The organism is Microbacterium kyungheense, assembly GCF_006783905.1.
GTDB classification, from domain to species: domain Bacteria; phylum Actinomycetota; class Actinomycetes; order Actinomycetales; family Microbacteriaceae; genus Microbacterium; species Microbacterium kyungheense.
This window is the reverse complement of record NZ_VFPE01000001.1, coordinates 1,202,130-1,220,796: the sequence shown is the minus strand read 5'-3', so window position 1 is coordinate 1,220,796 and position 18,667 is coordinate 1,202,130. Positions and strand designations below refer to the sequence as shown.

Below are 18,667 nucleotides of genomic sequence, written 5' to 3'. Positions count from 1 at the left end.
CAGGCGGGAGTCTCATCCCGCCGGTGCGGGAGTCTGTGGGGGCCTATTCGGCCGGGGCCGCCTCGGCCTCAGCCGGGGCGTCGGCCGTCGGAGCACCGCCGCTGCGGGCGGACCGTGCGGCCTCTTTGTTCGCGGCGCGCTGAGCGTTCTGCTCGGTCTTCACCTCGGACTTGTTCTTGTGCGGTGCGATGACCATCACCATGTTGCGTCCGTCGATCGTGGGGTTGGACTCCACGGTGCCGAACTCTGCCACGTCCTCGGCGAACTTGCGGAGCAGGCGCACACCCTGCTCGGGACGCGACTGCTCGCGACCGCGGAACAGGATCATGGCCTTCACCTTGTCGCCGGACTGGAGGAAGCCCTCGGCGCGCTTGAGCTTGGTGATGTAGTCGTGAGCCTCGATCTTCAGACGGAACCGGACCTCCTTGAGGACGGTGTTCGCCTGATTGCGACGCGCTTCCTTGGCCTTCTGCGCGGCCTCGTACTTGAACTTGCCGTAGTCCATGATCTTGACCACTGGCGGCTTCGAGTTGGGGGCCACCTCGACGAGATCGAGGTCGGCTTCCTGAGCCAGGCGCAGCGCCACCTCGATGCGGACGACGCCGACCTGCTCTCCGTTCGGGCCGACGAGGCGGACCTCGGGCACCCGGATGCGGTCGTTGGTGCGGGGATCGCTGATGCGGAACTCCTTCATGCGGATGGATTCACGGAGAGTGTCACGCATTCCACCCGGCACGACGCGAGCGCCGGCTCTCGCACCCTGAACTACCCCTTCCGCGAACGGTCGGGGCGGAGTGCATGACCCGGTAGCCTGGAACGGCAAGCGCGGGTGGGATGTGATCCACTTTCCGATCCGGTGCAGAACGCACCGGAGACCGCAGCAGTCTATCAGAGAGAACGGCGTGGACACGATTCGAGACCAGGACGGCGACCAGACGAGTGCGGCAGCGGTGGATGCCGAGCGCCAGGCCCGCTGGGAGGAGCAGGAACGCGCGGCGGCCTCGGCCACCCGCGACATCGCGGATGTGCCCGCCGTCGAGGTGATCACGACGACCGCCGTGCACCTGCTGAGCGCGGCCGCCGTCAAGGTCGGCCTCGCTGACGATCCCGCCACTCAGACCGATCTCGACGAGGCCCGCAAGCTCATCAACGCCCTTGCCGGCCTCGTCACGGCCGGAGCCCCCGAGATCAGCGACATGCACGCCCGCTCGCTGCGCGACGGCCTGCGCTCGGTGCAGCTCGCGTTCCGCGAGGCGTCGGTCATCCCCGACCCGATCGGCAAGGGCCCCGGCGAGAAGTGGACCGGTCCGGTCAACTGACCGCCCCGATGCCCGCTCACACGCGGGCGAGCGCGGATGCCGCCGCCGTGAGCGTGCGCTCGACCTGACCGGCGTCGGTCCCCCAGTTGCTGACGGAGAACCTCAGCACGGAGCGCCCGTGCCAGTGCGACGACGAGGCGAACGCCACGCCATCCGCTCGCAGCGCGTCCGCCCACGCGTCGGTCGCGGTGTCGTCCGCGCACGCGACGCACACCTGGGTGAAGACGACGTCGTTCAGCACCTCGACGCCGGCGAGACGCGACAGCCCTGCGGCCAGGGCGGTCGCGGCATCCGTCAGCCGATCCACGAGCGCCGTGACGCCGTCCCGCCCCATCGCCCGCAGCGCCGCGTAGGTCGGCACCCCGCGCGCCCGCCGCGACAGCTCCGGCACGCGGTCGTGCGGGTCGGCGTGGTCGGTGCTCGCAGTGCGGCTCAGATAGGTCGCCGTCATGCCCATCGCCGCGCGCAGCGCCGCCGGGTCGGCGACGATCGCGATGCCGCAGTCGTAGGGCACGCTGAGCGTCTTGTGCGCGTCGGTCGCCCACGAATCCGCGCGCTCCACGTGAGCGACCAGCGGCCGCGAGCGAGGGGATGCCGCGGCCCACAGGCCGAACGCGCCGTCGACGTGCACCCACGCGCCGCCGAGATGCGCGAGGTCGATCGCCGCGCCGAAGTCGTCGAAGGCTCCGGAATGCAGATTGCCCGCCTGCAGCACGACGATCGTGGGGCCGTGGTCGACCGCGAGCTCCGCTTCCAGCGCGGCCACGTCGATCCGCCCCTGGTCGTCGGCCGGCACGACGACGGGCGCGCCGAGGCCCAGCATCCGCACGGCGTGGTCGACGGTGTCATGCCGCTCCGCCCCGACGATGACGCGCACGCGCGGTCCTCCCGCGAGGCCCTGGATGGACGAATCCCACCCGACGTCGCGGAGCACGGCGTCGCGCGCGGCGGCCAGACACGTGAAGTTGGCGACGGTGGCGCCGGTCACGAACCCGACGTCGGCGCCGGCCGGCAGCCCGAGGAGGTCGAGGATCCACTCCCCCGCCAGCTCCTCCGCGGCGATGACGCCGGGCGTCACTGCACGCAGAGCCGTGTTCTGGTCCCATGCCGACACGAGCCAGTCGGCGGCGAGCGCCGCCGGCTGCGTGCCGCCGATGACCCACCCGTAGAACCGGGCGCTCGGCATCCCCATGAGGCCGGGCTCCACCGCCGCCGCGAGCGCGCGGACGACGTCCTCCGGATCGGTCGCGTCATCCGCCAGTTCGCGGCCGAGGGCGTCCTTCACCTCATCCGCACCGGCGCGCGGCGGGATCGGACGGTCGTCGAGAGCTGCGAGCCAGGCGTTCGCGGACTCCGCTGCGGCGTCGAGCGCACGCGGGAACGCATCGGATTCGGGATGCATCGGTGCAACCTCCCTGCGGCCGGCTGACGTCGTGAGACAGGAGGACTCTATGCCCGGGACGCCGGGTCTGTCTCGGCCTCTCGCGTCAGACCCGGACGAGCTTCACGGTGAGCGAGTCCACGAGCACCGCGATGCGGTCGTCGGCTGCCCACCGCCTCGCCAGTCGCGCGAGGACGGCGTCGAGCTCGTCCTTCTCCAGACCCTGCATCAGCTGCAGCCGCACGATGAGCTCCGGCCCGCGCAGCCGCGCGTCAGGATCGCCCGACTCGACGACGAGGTCGATGACGGCGAGCTCGCCGCCGATGCTCTCGTGCAGGCCGGCCACGACCTCGGGCGACAGGAAGCTCGGCTCCCACGCGTGCCCCTGCCCGATCGCCCACACCGCGGGCCGGCGGATCACGAACTCCGTCTCGGAGCCGGGGTCCACCACGATCAGGTCGGTGTCGTCGGCGGCCGCCGCGAGCGCCGTGCGGACGCCGTCGGCCGGGACGGGCCGGGCCGCGGCATCCCACCGCCGCATGGTGTCGACCGAGGTGAACACGGGAAGCACACGACGGCCGTCGGGAGCCGCCACCGTCACGATCGACAGCTCCTGGGTCTTGTCGACCTCCAGACCGTGCGGTCCGATGCCGTGGTCGCCCTTGTCGGCGATCAGCGGGATGAGCAGGCGCGCGGAGCGATACGCCTCGACGACGTCGCGCTGCGTGCCCGCGCCCGTGCGGAACGCGGTGAGCGCGGCGAGCAGGGCCGAGTCGGCCGACCCGTCATCCGCCGCGTGGGGGTTGCTGTGGAAGCTGCGACCCTCCCACGGGACGCCGGCGGAGTCGGCGCCGTGGTGCGGGTGCGCACCGGCACCCGGGTCAGTGTCCGGCGACATCCAGCGCCTCGGCGAGCGTGAACGCACCGGCGTACAGCGCCTTGCCGACGATCGCTCCCTCGACGCCGAGCGGCACGAGGTCGCGGAGCGCCGCGATGTCGTCGAGGCTCGACACGCCGCCGGAGGCCACGACGGGCTTGGGCGTGCGGGTCGTCAGTTCGCGCAGCAGTTCGAGGTTCGGGCCCTTGAGCGTGCCGTCCTTGGTGACGTCGGTGACGACGTAGCGGCTGCAGCCCGCGGCCTCCAGGCGGTCCAGGACCGTCCACAGGTCGCCGCCCTCGCGCGTCCAGCCGCGCGCCGCCAGCGTGGTGCCGCGCACGTCGAGCCCCACGGCGATCGCGTCGCCGTACCGGCTGATGACGTCGGCCGCCCACTCGGGGTTCTCCAGCGCCGCGGTGCCGAGGTTGATGCGCGATGCGCCGCTCTCGAGCGCCGCCTCCAGCGTGCGGTCGTCGCGGATCCCGCCCGACAGTTCGACCTGCACGCCCTTGACCTGCTTGATCACACGGCGCAGCACACCGGCGTTGCTGCCCCGGCCGAAGGCGGCGTCCAGGTCCACGAGGTGGATCCACTGGGCACCCTGGCGGGCGAAGTCCAGCGCCGCGTCGACAGGGTCGCCGTAGCTCGTCTCGGTGCCCGCCTCACCCTGGGTGAGCCGCACCGCCTTGCCGTCGGCCACATCGACGGCGGGCAGAAGGACGAGCTTGGGCGTGGACGCGAAATCGTTCATGTTTTCCTGGCTGATCAAGTCTTGTGCGTGCGGACAGGGTCACGCGCGACGATCGCGGGCGCGGACGGGCACGAGTTCAGAGGGTAGCCGCGCTGAGGCCGTCGATCCAATTCGCCAGCAGCCGGATGCCGGCATCCCCCGACTTCTCGGGGTGGAACTGGGTGGCCGACAGCGGTCCGTTCTCGACGGCGGCGAGGAACGGCGTGCCGTAGTCGCACCACGTGAGCACCGGCTGCGGGAACGGCGGCTGCACGTCCAGCAGCCACTTCTGGGCGCCGAAGGAGTGCACGAAGTAGAAGCGCTCGTCCTCGATGCCGCGGAACAGCCGCGAGCCCTCGCCCGCCTGCACGGTGTTCCAGCCCATGTGCGGCAGCACGGGCGCGTCGAGCTCGGTGACGACGCCCGGCCACTCGCCCATGCCCTCGGTGTCGACGCCGCGTTCCACACCGCGCTCGAAGAAGATCTGCATGCCGACGCAGACGCCGATGACCGGCCGGCCGCCCGCGAGGCGCCGTTCGATGAGCTCGTCGCCGCGGCTCGCCCGCAGCGCCTCGGCGACGGCGCGAAAAGCGCCGACGCCCGGGACGAACAGGCCGTCGGCATCCATCACCAGGCCGCGGTCCGACGTGAGTCGCGCGTCGGCTCCCGCGGCGATGAGCGCCTTGACGGCGGAGTGGACGTTGCCCGACCCGTAGTCGAGGACGGCGACGACCGGCTTGCCGCTCTCGGTCACAGTGCGCCCTTCGTGCTCGGGATGCCGTCGACCAGCGGGTCGAGCGCCTTGGCCTGGCGGAACGCGCGGGCGAACGCCTTGTACTCGGCCTCGGCGATGTGGTGGGGATCGCGGCCGGCCAGCACGTTCACGTGGACGGTGAGCGCGGCGTTGAACGAGATCGCCTCGAACGTGTGGCGCACCAGGGAGCCGGTGAAGTGCCCGCCGATCAGGTGGTGCTCGAACCCGGCAGGCTCACCGGTGTGCACGAGGTACGGGCGCCCGCTGATGTCGACGACAGCCTGCGCCAGAGCCTCGTCGAGAGGGACGAGCGCGTCGCCGTAGCGCGAGATGCCAGACTTGTCGCCGAGGGCCTCACGGATCGCCTGGCCGAGGACGATCGAGATGTCTTCGACGGTGTGGTGCGCATCGATGTCGGTGTCGCCCGACGCGCGGACGGTGAGATCGGTCAGCGAGTGCTTCGCGAACGCCGTCAGCATGTGGTCGAAGAACGGCACGGTCGAGTCGATGCGGCTGCGGCCCGAGCCGTCGAGGTCGAGCTCGAGCTCGACGGTGGACTCGCTGGTCGCGCGCCGGAGCGAAGCGGTGCGGGGTGCGGCGCTCATGCCGCCGATCCTACCGAGGCGAGAGCGTCGAGGAACGCGGTGGTCTCGTCCGTCGTCCCGGCCGTGACGCGCAGGTGGTGCGGGATGCCGACGTCGCGGATCAGCACACCCTGGTCGTACAGCGCGCGCCAGGTCGTCGCCGGATCGTCGACGCCGCCGAACAGCACGAAGTTCGTCCACGACTCGTGCGCCGTGTAGCCGAGCGCCTCGACGGTCGCCGAGATGCGGTCTCGCTGCGTCACGATCTCGTCCACCATGCCGAGCATCACCGGCGCGTGGCGCAGCGCGGCGCTCGCGGCCGCCTGCGTGAGCGCGCTCAGGTGGTACGGCAGCCGCACGAGGCGCAAGGCGTCGACGAGTGCGGGGTCGGCCGCGAGATAGCCCACGCGAGCGCCGGCGAAGGCGAAGGCCTTGCTCATCGTTCGCGAGACGACGAGCCGCTCGCGTCCCGGCAGCAGCGTCAGCGCCGACCGCGCGTCGGCGGGGGCGAATTCGAAGTACGCCTCGTCGACGATCACGATGCCGTCCGTCGCGTCGTAGACCGCCTCGACGACGTCGAGCCCGAGCGGCGTGCCGGTCGGGTTGTTCGGGGCGCAGAGGAACACGACGTCGGGGGCGGCGTCGGCGACCTGCGCCGCGGCGTCCGACGCGCTCACGGTGTAGTCGTCGCCGCGGGTGCCCGACACCCATCGGGCGCCGGTGCCGCGCGTGAGGAGCGGGTACATCGAGTAGGTGGGCGAGAAGCCGAACGCCGTGCGGCCAGGCCCGGCGAACGCCTGCAGGATGTGCTGCAGCACTTCGTTCGACCCGTTGGCCGCCCACAGCTGCTCGCGGGTCAGCCCGTGACCGAGGTAGTCGGCGAAACCTTCGCGCAGCGCGGTGAACTCGCGATCGGGGTACCGGTTGACGTCACGCAGCGCACGGGCGATCGAGTCGAGGATGTCGTCCGCGACGTCCTGTGGAACAGGATGCGTGTTCTCGTTGACGTTCAGGGCGACCGGAAGGGCTGCCTGCGGCGCGCCGTACGGCGTCTGCCCGCGGAGGTCGGCGCGTAAAGGGAGGTCTTCGAGACGTGCACTCACCCCTCCCATGGTAGAGCGGCGCGGCGCCCGCACGGCCCCGCGTGACGAAGCGCTCAGCGGTCCTCGCTGTACTCCGCCGGAATGGCCAGCTCCTGGCCGACCTGGACCGAGACGCCGTTCAGCGCGTTCAGGCGCGCGATCTGATCCACGACGTCGCGCGGGTCGTGACCCGGCGCGACATCCTCCGCGATGGACCACAGCGTGTCGCCGGCGGACACCACGACCGATTCGAACGCACCCGCCGGCGCGCCGACGTCGAGGGAGGCGAGGGCGGCGCCGCTCCCCATGGCCATCGCGATGGCGAGGGCGATCAGCGCGGGAAGCGCGGCGAGGAGCGCCAGCACCCTGCGTCCGCGCACGGTCAGCCGCAGGCGCGTCGCGCGGGCCGGTGCCGGAACCGACGTCGGGAAGCTGATCGCGGTCATGCTCTTCTCCTCCTGCTGGGGAGAGATTCGCATTCCCCGCTCGGCCGGGAGCGGGGAATCCGAACCTCTTTTCCGAAGCTATCTTCGATTCTGAAGGTTGTCAACAGTCGTATCCGAACCCCGTCTCTCGAACGCGACACGCGGCCGGGTTGTTCCCTTCGGGCTGCGGATCCGGATACGGTTTCGATAGGAGAACCCCACCACGGGCCTCCGACATTCGAAGAAACAGCGCTCGACGACGCAGCGCAGGACGGAGCCGGACATGAGCGACGCGGCCGGGCGCGACAGGCCCCAGACCCGACGGCGCAAGAGCCTCAGCGACAAGCAGCTGGCGATCCTCGAGGTGATCCAGCGCTCGATCGCGCGTCACGGCTATCCGCCGAGCATGCGCGAGATCGGCGACGCCGTCGGCCTGAAGTCGCTGTCCAGCGTCACTCACCAGCTCAACCAGCTCGAGCTCAGCGGCTACCTGCGCCGTGACGCCGGCAAGACACGTGCCATGGAGGTCCTCATCGACCTGCCCGGCGCCTCCACCGAGAACCCCGCCGACACGGCGCCCGCTCTCGGCGACGCCGCGCTGGTCCCCCTCGTGGGGCGCATCGCGGCGGGCGTGCCGATCACCGCCGAGCAGCAGGTCGAAGAGATCTTCCCGCTCCCCCGCCAGCTCGTGGGCAAGGGCGACCTGTTCATGCTGAAGGTCTCGGGCGAGTCGATGATCGACGCCGCCATCTGCGACGGCGACTGGGTCGTCGTCCGCTCGCAGGCCACCGCCGACAACGGCGACATCGTCGCGGCGATGCTCGACGGCGAGGCCACCGTCAAGACGTTCCGCCAGCGCGACGGGCACACCTGGCTGCTGCCGCGCAACTCGGCGTTCGAGCCGATCCTGGGCGACGAGGCCGTCGTCCTCGGCAAGGTCGTGGCGGTGCTGCGCGCGGTCTGAGCGGTCCGCCGCGCCTCGTCGTCCCCGCGCCGGCGTCGCCCGTTCCGACGTTCGGCCGTACTGCGGTGCGGTGGTGGCGGGATGCCGCTTCCAGGCGCTATAAGGGGGGAATGACCGCCGATGCGCCCACCGCAGACGACACCGCCGAGCTTCGCGCGAGGCTCGACGCCCTGGAGGCCGAGAATGCCCGTCTGCGAGCAACCACCGTCACGGATGCGCCGGCCCCTCCGGACGAGCGCCTGAAGGGGTCGCGCTGGCGGGCCTTCTTCTCGGCCCTGTGCATCGTGATCGCGACGATCCTCGTACCGGTGTCGATCGTCGGAGCGTGGGCGCGCAGCGAGCTCGTCGACGAAGAGACGTTCGTCGCGACCCTGGCGCCGCTGGCCGAGGATCCCCACGTGCAGGACCTCATCATCTCGGAGGCGATGGACGCGGTCGACGCGCAGGTCGACTTCACCGAGCTCACCGGCAACGTCATCGACGGCATCTCCGATCTCGGTCTCGGCCCGCGTGCCGCCGCGGCGCTCAAGCTCCTGCAGCAGCCGGCGGCCGACGGCCTGCACAACCTGGTGCAGACGGGCGTCACGCGCGTCGTGGAGTCCGACGCGTTCGCGGATGTCTGGGCCACGGCCGTGCGCGGCGCGCACCGCGCGCTCGTGACCACCGCCACGTCGGACGGCGCAGGGGTGTTCGTGCTGACCGACGAGGGTCTCGGCATGAAGCTGGGGCCGATCATCGACCAGGTCAAGCAGAAGCTCGTCGACAGCGGCGTGGGGGTCGCCTCGCTCATCCCGGCCGTCGACAAGACGATCATCATCGGCGACGGGCAGGCGGTCAGTACGATCCGCACCGTGTACGCGATCGCGGACGTCGCCGGCTGGTGGCTGCCGTTCGTCACGATCGGGCTCTTCGTGGCCGGCATCCTGATCGCACGGCGCCGCCCCGTGGCCGTACTCGGCACAGGCATCGGCCTGTTCGTCGGCGGAGCAGCGCTCGCCTCGACGTTCTCGGTCGGATCGCTCATCGCGGGCAACGCCGCCGCCCAGCTCGACCTGTCGGTCTCGGCCGTCGACGTGATCTACGCGGCGCTCGTCGACGACATGCGCCGCACCGCGCTGGTCGTCGCACTGCTGGGCGTGCTGGTCGCGGTGATCGGCTGGGTCACTGGCCGCTGGAAGCCTGCCCGCCGCGTGCGCGGCCTGGTCGGGGGCCTCAACGCGAGCGCCCGCACCGCACTGGCCGCACGCGGCCTCGACACCGGCAGGTTCGGCAGCTGGCTGGGGCGCCAGCGCCTTCTCGTGCGCATCGTCGTGGTCGTCCTCGCAGTCATCTGGCTCATGGCGCTGCGCCCGCTCTCGGCCGGCGACGTCTTCCTCGTGGTGATCGTGGCGCTCGTCGTCGCCTGGCTGCTCGAACTGCTGCAGAAGCGGCCCGATGACGCGGCACGCGCCGCGGCCTCACACCGCGCGACAGACGAGGTCGAGGCGGATGCCGTCGCCCCGACGGTCGCCGGCTCCGACGCGGCCGCGGCCGAGGGCGCGGACGACACGCTGCCGCTGACGGCACCGGATGCCGAGACGCTGCCCCTGCCTGATCTGAAGCCCGCCGCGTCCGGCAGCGACGGCGGCGACGAGGGGACGGCGCCCCGCTCGCCCCGCAAGAAGTAGCTCCACGACGCGATGAAGGCCGGTGCGCCTGTCGCACCGGCCTTCATCGTCTCGGCTTCCGGTCAGGCGTTCAGACGCTCCCGCACGTCCGTCGTCGCCGCGACGAGGTTCCGCAGCGACGCGACGGTCTCGTCGTAGCCGCGGGTCTTGAGGCCGCAATCGGGGTTGACCCAGACGCGCCGCAGGGCGAGCTCGTCGACGGCGCGGTCGAGGAGTGCGCCGATCTCGGCGACGGCGGGCACGCGCGGCGAGTGGATGTCGTAGACGCCGGGCCCGATGCCGGCGGCGAATCCGGACGCCGCGATGTCGCCGATCACCTCGCCGCGACTGCGGGCCGCCTCGATCGAGGTGACGTCCGCGTCGAGCGCAGCGATGGCGTCGATGACGACGTCGAACTCGGAGTAGCAGAGGTGCGTGTGCACCTGCGTGGCGGGCGCCGCGCCGGCGGTCGCGAGGCGGAACGAGCCGACGGACCAGTCGAGGTAGGCGGGCTGGTCGGCCTGCTTGAGCGGAAGCAGCTCGCGCAGCGCCGGCTCGTCCACCTGGATCACGCGGATGCCGGCGGTCTCGAGGTCGGCGATCTCGTCCCGCAGCGCCAGGGCGACCTGGTTCGCCGTGTCGCCGAGCGGCTGGTCGTCGCGGACGAACGACCACGCCAGGATCGTGACCGGCCCGGTGAGCATCCCCTTCATGGGCTTGTCGGTGAGCGACTGGGCGAACACCGACCAGTCGACCGTGATCGGGGCGGGACGCGAGACGTCGCCCCACAGGATCGACGGCCGGGTCGCGCGCGAGCCGTACGACTGCACCCAGCCGTGCTGCGTGACCGCGAAGCCGTCGAGGTGCTCGGCGAAGTACTGCACCATGTCGTTGCGCTCGGGCTCGCCGTGCACGAGGACGTCCAGGCCGAGGTCCTCCTGCAGCGCGACGACGCGGGCGATCTCGTCGCGGAGGAACCCGTCGTACTCGGCGCCTGTCAGCTCGCCCCTGCCGTGGCGCGCGCGAGCACGGCGGATGTCCCCCGTCTGCGGGAACGAGCCGATCGTCGTGGTGGGCAGCAGGGGCAGCGCGAGCTCCTCGTCCTGTGCTGCGGCGCGCGCGTCGTAGTCGCCGCGGTCGAAGTCCGCGGCACCGAGCGCCGCGACGCGGGCGCGCACCGCGCCGTTGCGGACGCCCGGAGCGTCACGCCGGTCGGCGAGAGCGGCGGATGCCGCATCCACCGCCTCCGCGATGCTGTCGCGCCCGCGCACGAGCCCGTCGGCGAGAGTGACCACCTGGACCGTCTTCTGGTCCGCGAACGCGAGCCACGACGCGAGCCGCGGATCGAGCGCGGCTTCGTCCTCGACGTCGTGAGGCACGTGCTGCAGCGACGTCGACGTGCCCGCGCTCACCTGCGCGGCGTCGAGCCCGCGCAGCGCGTCGAGCCGCTGCCACGCGGCGGCGAGGTCGCCCCGCCACACGTTGCGGCCGTCCACGACTCCCCCGACGATCGTCTTGCCCGCAAGGCCGGGAGCCGCCGCCGGAACGCCGCCGCGCGTGAGGTCGATGGCGAGGGCTTCGACGGGTGCCGCGGCGAGCGCGGTCCACGCCTCGTGCGAGAGCTGCGCGTAACCGGCGGCCACGAGCACCTGCGGCCGGTCGGCGGCCGCCCCGAGCACCGCGTAGGCACGAGCCGCGGCATCCGCGAGCTCCTCCGCCGAGGCCGTCAGGCTCTCGCTCACGAGAGCCGGCTCGTCCAGCTGCACCCAGTCCGCTCCGGCTGCGCGCAGCGCGGCGAGCAGCGCGGCGTACACGGGCAGCAGGTCGTCGAGCCGGTCGAGCGGCGAGAAGCCCTCGGGTGCGCCGTCGGACGCCTTCGCCAGGGCGAGCAGCGTCACCGGGCCGACGACGACCGGCCGGGTGGTGTATCCGTCGGCCTTCGCTTCGGCGACCTGACGCGCGAAGCGGTCGCTCGACAGCGAGAACCGCGTCTCGGGGCCGATCTCGGGCACGAGGTAGTGGTAGTTCGTGTCGAACCACTTGGTCATCTCGAGGGCCGCGTCGTCCCCCGCGCCGCGGGCGGCGGTGAAGTACGCGCCGAGCCCGATGCGTCCGTCGGCGTCCCGCAGGGCCGCGAACCGCTCGGGCAGGGCGCCCACGGCGACGGCTGCATCGTGCACCTGGTCGTAGAACGAGAACGACTCGGGGATCGACGAGTCGTCGCGGCCGAGCCCCAGCTCGGCCAGGCGGGCGCGCGTGGCGCGGCGCAGTCCGGCGGCGGTGCGCTCGAGCTCCGCCTCGTCGAGCGCACCGGCCCAGTGGGCCTCGACGGCGCGCTTGAGCTCGCGGCGCCGTCCGATGCGGGGGTATCCGAGGATCGTGCCGTGGGGGAACGGGGTGCGGGAGTCGGTCATCGTGCTCTCTCTTCCGGTGTCGGTCGTGCGGTTTCAGGGGTCGCCGAAGAGACCCGTCGGACCCGACGGGATGCGGCGAGGCGGGTCAGGACACAGCGAGGCGCATTCGGGCGTCCGCGCTGAGGATGCCGGCGTCGCGGAGCACCGCGAGCACCGTCTCGTGGTTGTTGAAGGCGTAGAGATGGATGCCGGGCGCCCCACCGTCGAGCACGGCCTGGGCGAGGGCGGCGGCGTGGGCGATGCCGACGGCGCTCCTGGCCTCCGGGGTCTCTTCGGCCTCCAGCGCAGCGGCGAGCGCGTCGGGGCGAGGCACCTCGGTGAGCTCCAGCGTGCGCCGCAGGCGAGCCGGCGACGTGATCGGCATGATGCCCGGCAGGATCGGGATCGTCACCCCGGCCTCGCGCGATCGCTGCACGAAGCCCAGGTAGTCGTCGGCGTCGAAGAACAGCTGCGTGATGGCCAGCGTCGCGCCGGCCGCCTCCTTCGCCAGCAGCGCGTCGATGTGCTCGGTCGCGTGGCGCGAACGCGGGTGCCCGCTGGGGAACGCGGCCACCGCGATGTCGACGTCGGTGCGCCGGTCGACGCGCGCCGCACCCGGGACGCCGGGGATGGGCGCTTCGGCGTACGGCTCGCGCTCCGCCTGCACGCGGTCGATGAGCTGCACGAGCTGCGCCGCGCTCTCGAGGTCGCCGAGGAACGCCTCGTCTTCGGTGGCCCCGTCGGGCGGGTCGCCGCGGAGCGCGAGGAAGCTGGTGATGCCGGCATCCAGGAACTCCCGGATGAGGGCGTTGGCCCCCGCCCACGTGCTGCCGACGCAGGTGAGGTGGGCGAGCGGCTCGACGGTGGTCTCGCGACGGATGTGCGTGAGCAGTTCGAGCGAGCGGCCCCCGGTCGAGCCGCCGGCGCCGTACGTCACCGAGATGAAGCGAGGGTCGACGGATGCCAGGTGCCGGATGGTCTCGTGGAGCACCGGCCAGCCCGCCTCGGTGCGAGGCGGGTACACCTCGAACGAGACGGGCACGGGTGGGGTGCTCAGGTCGATGGACATCGTGTGCTCTCCGGCGGACGACTGCGGGACAGGGCTGAGCCGATACGGGAGAAGCCCGGTCGGCCGCGGCACCGCGCTCCATGCCGATGCCGTGAGGCGTCGGGCGGAGTGGTGTCATCGCGGGCGGGTGCCGGGCTCGGCTTTCGCTCCTGCCCGGTCACGACCGGGCGACGATGGGTCCACCGTAGCCGATGCGGTGACCGCCGCCGCGCCTGTGACGTTCTGTTTCGCCGCACGCGGGCGCGGGACGCCGTAGCGTGGGGGACGTGACATCACCCACCCCCACCCCGTACGGCAGCTGGAGCTCTCCCCTCACCGCGGCGGAGGTCTCGGCCGCATCGACCCGTATCGAGGGCGCCCGGTTCGTCGGCGACGACGTGTGGTGGGGCGAGTCCATCGCCGAAGAGGCGGGACGCTCCGGCGTGCGCAGGCGCGGGGACTCGGGCGGCGTCGTCGACGTGCTCCCGGCGCCCTGGAGCGCGCGCTCACGCGTCCACGAGTACGGAGGCGGCTCGTGGACCGCGTCCGACGACGGCACGCTGTACTTCGTCGAGAAGACGGATCAGCGCGTGTGGCGCCTGGAGCCGGGTGCGCAGTCCCCCGCCGCCCTCACCCCCGAGGCGGGCGATGTGCGGTACGGCGGGCTGTCTCTGCAGCACGGCCGCCTGCTGGCCGTGCGCGAGGATCACACGGCCGGTGGTGCGGTGCCGGCGCGCGACATCGTCGAGGTCGCGCTCGACGGCACGGGTGCCGCCTCGCTGGTCGCCGGAAGCGATTTCGTGGCCCACCCGGCTCTCTCCCCTGACGGCGCCCACCTCGCGTGGATCGCGTGGGACCACCCGCACATGGCGTGGGACACCGCCGAGCTGCGCGTCGGCGCGATCGACGGCGGGCGCGTCGTCGTGTGGCGCACGCTCGCCGGCGGACACACCTCACCGCTGCAGCCGGAGTGGATCGGCGACGACTCGGTCATGTTCGCCGACGACCCGAGCGGCCGCTGGAACCTGTGGCGCACCGACGTCGCCGGCGCGGGCCCGACGGCTGTCGCGCCGGCCGACGCCGACACCGGCGGTGCGCTGTGGGTGCTCGGCACGCGGTGGTACGCCGTGCTCGGCGACGGCCGCATCGTCGCGATCCGCACCGACGGGGCGGACGCGCTCGTCATGATCGATCCCGACGGCGCCGTCGCGGACCTCCCTGTCGAGCCGGTCGCGCAGCTGTCGATCGAGGATGCGCGCGGCACGCGTGTGCTGCTGTCAGGCGCCGGCCGGCGCGGCGTCGGACTGTGGCTCATCGACGTCGGCCGCGCCGGCGCCGCTGAGCTCATCGCCGGCGCCTCGTCCCCGTGGGCGGATGAATGGATGCCGCTCGCCCGCGCCGTCACCGCCTCGGGGCCGCACGGCCCCGTGCACGCGTTCGACTACCCGCCCACTCATCCCGATGCGACGGCTCCCGAGGGCGAGCGGCCGCCGTACGTGGTGTTCGTCCACGGCGGCCCGACGAGCCACGTCGGGGGCGCGGCATCCGGCAAGATCGCGTATCTCACGAGCCGGGGCATCGGCGTCCTCGACGTCAACTACGGAGGATCGACCGGCTACGGCCGCGCGTACCGGGAACGGCTGAACGGCCAGTGGGGCGTCGTGGACGTCGACGACGTCGTGGCCGCGGTGCGCGGACTCGCCGATGCGGGTGCGGCCGACCCCGAGCGTCTCGCGATCGCGGGCGGCTCCGCCGGCGGGTGGACCGTGCTGTGCGCGGTGACGAACTCGGACGCGTTCGGCGCCGGCATCAGCCGTTACGGCGTCGCCGATCTGCGCCTGCTCGCCGCAGACACCCACGACTTCGAGGCGCGGTACCTCGACGGCCTGGTCGGTCCGCTGCCCGAGGCCGAGGAGGTGTACGTGGAGCGGTCGCCGCTGTCGCACCTCGACCGGCTGCGCACGCCGCTGCTCATCGAGCAGGGCCTCGACGACCGTGTCGTGCCGCCGTCGCAGTCGGAGGCCGTCCGCGACGCTCTGGCCGCCAACGGCGTCGCGCACGCGTACCTGGCGTTCGAGGGCGAGGCCCATGGCTTCCGCCGTGCCGAGACGCTCGTGACGACGCTGGAGGCCGAGCTGGCGTTCCTCGGCCGTGTCTTCGGCTTCGACACGCCGGACGTGCCCGCGATCGACCTGGACTGACGGTCAGGTGCGGGCATACGGCGCGAGCCTCGCCGCCAGGTGCTCGCCGACGCGCGCGTGCACCAGGGTGCCGCCCTCCTCGTGCTCCTGCGACAGGATCATGCCGTGCTCGTGGATCGCCGACACGAGGTCTCCGCGGTCATAGGGCACCAGCACGTTCAGCTCGACCGCCGGGAGCGGAAGCGCGGCCTCGATCGCCGCGCGCAGCTCGTCGATGCCCTCACCCGTGCGCGACGATGCGAAGATCGCCTTCGGCTCCAGCCCGCGCAGCACGAGCCGCGTGTCGTCGTCGACGAGGTCGGCCTTGTTGAAGACCACGAGCTCGGGGATGTCCCGCGCGCCCACGTCGCCGATCACGTCCCGCACCGTCGCCAGCTGCGCCGCAGGGTCGGGGTGCGAGCCGTCCACGACGTGGATGATCACGTCCGATCCGCCCACCTCTTCGAGCGTCGAGCGGAACGCCTCCACCAGCTGGTGCGGCAGATTGCGCACGAAGCCGACGGTGTCGGTCAGCGTGTACACGCGGCCGTCGGTCGTCTCGGAACGCCGGACGGTGGCATCCAGCGTCGCGAACAGCGCATTCTCGACGAGCACGCCCGCGCTCGTGAGCCGGTTGAGCAGCGAGGACTTGCCGGCGTTGGTGTACCCGGCGATCGCCACCGACGGGATCGTGTTGCGCTTGCGCTCGGCGCGCTTGGCGTCGCGCGCCGGCGCGAAGTCGCGGATCTGCTTGCGCAGCTGCGCCATCTTGGTGCGGATGCGGCGACGGTCGAGCTCGATCTTCGTCTCACCAGGACCGCGCGAGCCCATGCCCGCGCCGCCGGCGCCGACCTGCCCACCGGCCTGGCGGCTCATCGACTCGCCCCAGCCGCGCAGGCGCGGCAGCAGGTACTCCAGCTGCGCGAGCTCGACCTGCGCCTTGCCCTCGCGGCTCTTGGCGTGCTGGCTGAAGATGTCGAGGATGACGGTCGTGCGATCGATGACCTTGACCTTCACCACGTCTTCGAGCGCGCGGCGCTGGCTGGGAGCGAGCTCCGTGTCGGCGATCACGGTGTCGGCGCCGACCGCCGCGACGATGTCGCGCAGCTCCTCCGCCTTGCCGCGGCCGATGTAGGTCGCAGGGTCGGGATGCGGGCGCCGCTGCAGCACCGCGTCGAGGACGACGGCGCCTGCTGTCTCGGCGAGTGCCGCGAGCTCGCGCAGCGAGTTCTCGGCCTCGTCGGCCTGACCCTGCGGGTGCACGCCCACGAGCACCACGTTCTCCAGCCGCAGCTGGCGGTACTCGACCTCGGTGACGTCTTCGAGCTCGGTGGAGAGCCCGGGCACGCGGCGCAGCGCAGCGCGCTCCTCGCGGTCCCACTGCTCGCCGTCGGTGTCGGCGCGTCCGATCGTGGCCTCGTCCTGCAGCGCCTGAGCGGCACCGAAGACGTGCACCCCGGACCGCGCTTCGGCGCGCGACAGCACCCGATCGACCGGGTCCACCGGCGTCTCGTCGGTGCTGCGGGGTGTCGTCGTGTCGGTCATGTGTTCCTTACGTGTGTCAGTGGACCCCTTTTCGACCGTGACCGGCCGCTTGAGGCATCCGTGAATTCTAGTCCTGCCCAGTGGGCACGCGCCGTGGTCCTCCGCTAGGCTCGTCAGCCATGGGCGGCGATCACTACTTCAGTGCAACCCCCGCCAGTCCCGAGAACCTCCGGCGCATCCGCGTCAGCCTCGCAGGTCGCGACCTGGACGTCACCACTGCGGGTGGCGTCTTCAGTCCCGACCATGTCGACTCGGGCACCGGCGTCCTGCTGGCTAACACGCCACCGCCGCCTGCCGGGGGTGACTTCCTCGATCTCGGCTGCGGGTGGGGTCCCATCTCGTTGAGCCTTGCGCTGGATGCGCCCCACGCCACCGTGTGGGCGGTCGACGTCAACGAGCGCGCCCTGGACCTCGTGCGCCGCAACGCCGAAGCCCTCGGGCTCGACAATGTCAACGCCTCGCTGCCCGACGATGTTCCCGACGACGTCGTGTTCCGCACGATCCGCTCGAACCCGCCGATCCGCGTCGGCAAGAACGAGCTGCACGGGATGCTCGAGCGCTGGATCCCGCGGCTGGACGAGCGATCGGATGCGTGGCTCGTGGTGCAGCGGAATCTCGGCGCCGACTCGCTCCAGCGCTGGCTGGCCGCCACGTTCGCGCACGGCTACAGCGTCCACCGCTCCGCGACCGCCCGCGGGTTCCGCGTGCTGAAGGTTCGTCGCCACGGCACCCCGCCGACAGAGGACATCCCCATCATCGACTGACCCGAGGAGCCGCACGTGTCGGAAGCCCGCCGCGTCCCCATCGAACCGCAGCGCGTCGATGCGCCCCTCACCCGCTCAGCGGTGTTCCTCGTGCTCACGGTGCACGACACCCCAGAAGCTCTCGCGACCGTGCGCGGGACGCTCGGCGATCTCGCCGACGTCACCAAGAACGTCGCGTTCCGCGACCTGGCCGCATCGCTCTCGTGCACCGTCGGGGTGGGCGCCGCACTCTGGCCCCGGGTGTTCGGGCCCGACCTGCCGCGCGAACTTCACGAGTTCCGCACGATCCAGGGCGCCGCGCACACCGCGATCAGCACGCCGGGCGACCTGCTGTTCCACATCCGCGCGGACCGGCGCGACCTGTGCTTCGAGCTGGAGCGCCAGCTCGTCGACCTGCTCGGCGATGCCGTGACGGTGGCCGACGAGACCGAGGGGTTCCGCTACTTCGACGCCCGCGACCTGCTCGGATTCGTCGACGGCACGGCCAATCCGGTCGGCGACTCGCTTCCCGAGGCGACGCTCGTCGGCCACGAGGATCCCGCGTTCGCGGGCGGCAGCTACGTCGTGGTGCAGAAGTACGTGCACCCGCTCGACGCGTGGCGGGCGCTCACCACCGAGCAGCAGGAGGCGGTGATGGGGCGCACCAAGCCGGACAGCATCGAGCTCGACGACGCGGCGCCCGCGGCGCAGAAGTCGCACAAGACGCTCGCCACGATCGTGGACGAGGCCGGCGACGAGCACGACATCCTGCGCGACAACATGCCCTTCGGCGCCCCGGCCCGCGGCGAGCTCGGCACGTACTTCATCGGCTACGCGCGGCGCCTGTGGGTGATCGAGCGGATGCTGGAACGCATGTTCATCGGAGACCCGCCGGGCCTGCACGACCGCCTGCTCGACTTCTCCACGCCGCTGACCGGCTCGGCGTTCTTCGCCCCTTCGGCGACCCTGCTCGAGTCGCTGGCGGACTGAGCGCCG

At 72.1% G+C, this 18,667-nt stretch carries 17 protein-coding genes; 6 read left to right on the top strand and 11 right to left on the bottom strand.

Features of this window, described 5'->3' with window-relative positions; translation table 11 throughout:
- Window positions 1-43: 43 nt before the first annotated feature.
- Window positions 44-694: a translation initiation factor IF-3 gene (gene infC, locus FB391_RS05410; protein WP_141893669.1), complete on the bottom strand. Its 651-nt coding sequence runs from the start codon at window positions 692-694 to the stop codon at window positions 44-46.
- A 256-nt stretch (window positions 695-950) separates the two neighbouring features.
- On the opposite strand from infC, the gene FB391_RS05405 reads away from it, so the two are divergent.
- Window positions 951-1,319, top strand: a complete 369-nt coding sequence (locus FB391_RS05405) for a DUF1844 domain-containing protein (protein WP_141893668.1) — start codon at window positions 951-953, stop codon at window positions 1,317-1,319.
- Window positions 1,320-1,335: 16 nt separating this feature from the next.
- Here FB391_RS05405 and FB391_RS05400 read toward each other — a convergent pair whose 3' ends face one another.
- The 7 genes from FB391_RS05400 to FB391_RS05370 form a co-directional block, all read right to left on the bottom strand.
- A complete protein-coding gene (locus FB391_RS05400) occupies window positions 1,336-2,721 on the bottom strand; it encodes a pyridoxal phosphate-dependent decarboxylase family protein (RefSeq protein ID WP_141893330.1) in 1,386 nt (461 codons plus the stop codon).
- Between the two features lie 85 nt (window positions 2,722-2,806).
- Window positions 2,807-3,598 carry an SseB family protein gene (locus FB391_RS05395; RefSeq protein ID WP_141893328.1) on the bottom strand — a complete coding sequence of 264 codons (792 nt, stop codon included), beginning with the start codon at window positions 3,596-3,598 and terminating at the stop codon, window positions 2,807-2,809.
- Window positions 3,582-4,328 (bottom strand): bifunctional 1-(5-phosphoribosyl)-5-((5-phosphoribosylamino)methylideneamino)imidazole-4-carboxamide isomerase/phosphoribosylanthranilate isomerase PriA, encoded by a 747-nt coding sequence (priA, locus tag FB391_RS05390; protein ID WP_141893326.1) that lies wholly within the window; start codon window positions 4,326-4,328, stop codon window positions 3,582-3,584. The genes FB391_RS05395 and priA overlap by 17 nt, the downstream gene beginning before the upstream one ends.
- Window positions 4,329-4,404: 76 nt before the next feature.
- Window positions 4,405-5,061: an imidazole glycerol phosphate synthase subunit HisH gene (gene hisH / locus FB391_RS05385; RefSeq protein ID WP_141893324.1), complete on the bottom strand. Its 657-nt coding sequence runs from the start codon at window positions 5,059-5,061 to the stop codon at window positions 4,405-4,407.
- On the bottom strand, window positions 5,058-5,666 hold the full coding sequence (gene hisB / locus FB391_RS05380) for an imidazoleglycerol-phosphate dehydratase HisB (RefSeq protein WP_018172224.1): 609 nt from the start codon (window positions 5,664-5,666) through the stop codon (window positions 5,058-5,060). Before hisB ends, hisH begins: the two co-directional genes overlap by 4 nt.
- Complete coding sequence (locus FB391_RS05375) at window positions 5,663-6,757, bottom strand: histidinol-phosphate transaminase (protein ID WP_185842950.1); 1,095 nt, start codon at window positions 6,755-6,757, stop codon at window positions 5,663-5,665. The genes hisB and FB391_RS05375 overlap by 4 nt, the downstream gene beginning before the upstream one ends.
- A 44-nt stretch (window positions 6,758-6,801) precedes the next feature.
- On the bottom strand, window positions 6,802-7,173 hold the full coding sequence (locus FB391_RS05370) for a LysM peptidoglycan-binding domain-containing protein (RefSeq protein WP_141893320.1): 372 nt from the start codon (window positions 7,171-7,173) through the stop codon (window positions 6,802-6,804).
- 262 nt (window positions 7,174-7,435) lie between these two features.
- On the opposite strand from FB391_RS05370, the gene lexA reads away from it, so the two are divergent.
- Together lexA and FB391_RS05360 are read left to right on the top strand one after the other, a co-directional pair.
- Window positions 7,436-8,116 (top strand): transcriptional repressor LexA, encoded by a 681-nt coding sequence (gene lexA, locus FB391_RS05365; RefSeq protein WP_141893318.1) that lies wholly within the window; start codon window positions 7,436-7,438, stop codon window positions 8,114-8,116.
- 110 nt (window positions 8,117-8,226) lie between these two features.
- Complete coding sequence (locus FB391_RS05360) at window positions 8,227-9,783, top strand: hypothetical protein (protein ID WP_141893316.1); 1,557 nt, start codon at window positions 8,227-8,229, stop codon at window positions 9,781-9,783.
- Between the two features lie 62 nt (window positions 9,784-9,845).
- Here FB391_RS05360 and metE read toward each other — a convergent pair whose 3' ends face one another.
- The gene (gene metE, locus FB391_RS05355) at window positions 9,846-12,176 is read right to left on the bottom strand and encodes a 5-methyltetrahydropteroyltriglutamate--homocysteine S-methyltransferase (protein WP_141893314.1); all 2,331 of its coding nucleotides are present in this window, start codon (window positions 12,174-12,176) and stop codon (window positions 9,846-9,848) included.
- Between the two features lie 85 nt (window positions 12,177-12,261).
- Window positions 12,262-13,224: a methylenetetrahydrofolate reductase gene (locus FB391_RS05350; RefSeq protein ID WP_141893312.1), complete on the bottom strand. Its 963-nt coding sequence runs from the start codon at window positions 13,222-13,224 to the stop codon at window positions 12,262-12,264.
- 266 nt (window positions 13,225-13,490) lie between these two features.
- Between FB391_RS05350 and FB391_RS05345 the strand changes: the two genes are divergently transcribed.
- Complete coding sequence (locus FB391_RS05345; protein ID WP_141893310.1) at window positions 13,491-15,404, top strand: prolyl oligopeptidase family serine peptidase; 1,914 nt, start codon at window positions 13,491-13,493, stop codon at window positions 15,402-15,404.
- 3 nt (window positions 15,405-15,407) lie between these two features.
- Here FB391_RS05345 and hflX read toward each other — a convergent pair whose 3' ends face one another.
- Window positions 15,408-16,928 carry a GTPase HflX gene (hflX, locus tag FB391_RS05340; RefSeq protein WP_141893308.1) on the bottom strand — a complete coding sequence of 507 codons (1,521 nt, stop codon included), beginning with the start codon at window positions 16,926-16,928 and terminating at the stop codon, window positions 15,408-15,410.
- 119 nt (window positions 16,929-17,047) lie between these two features.
- Between hflX and FB391_RS05335 the strand changes: the two genes are divergently transcribed.
- The gene (locus FB391_RS05335; protein ID WP_141893306.1) at window positions 17,048-17,692 is read left to right on the top strand and encodes a class I SAM-dependent methyltransferase; all 645 of its coding nucleotides are present in this window, start codon (window positions 17,048-17,050) and stop codon (window positions 17,690-17,692) included.
- A 15-nt stretch (window positions 17,693-17,707) separates the two neighbouring features.
- Window positions 17,708-18,661 carry a Dyp-type peroxidase gene (locus FB391_RS05330; RefSeq protein WP_141893304.1) on the top strand — a complete coding sequence of 318 codons (954 nt, stop codon included), beginning with the start codon at window positions 17,708-17,710 and terminating at the stop codon, window positions 18,659-18,661.
- Window positions 18,662-18,667 lie beyond the last annotated feature (6 nt).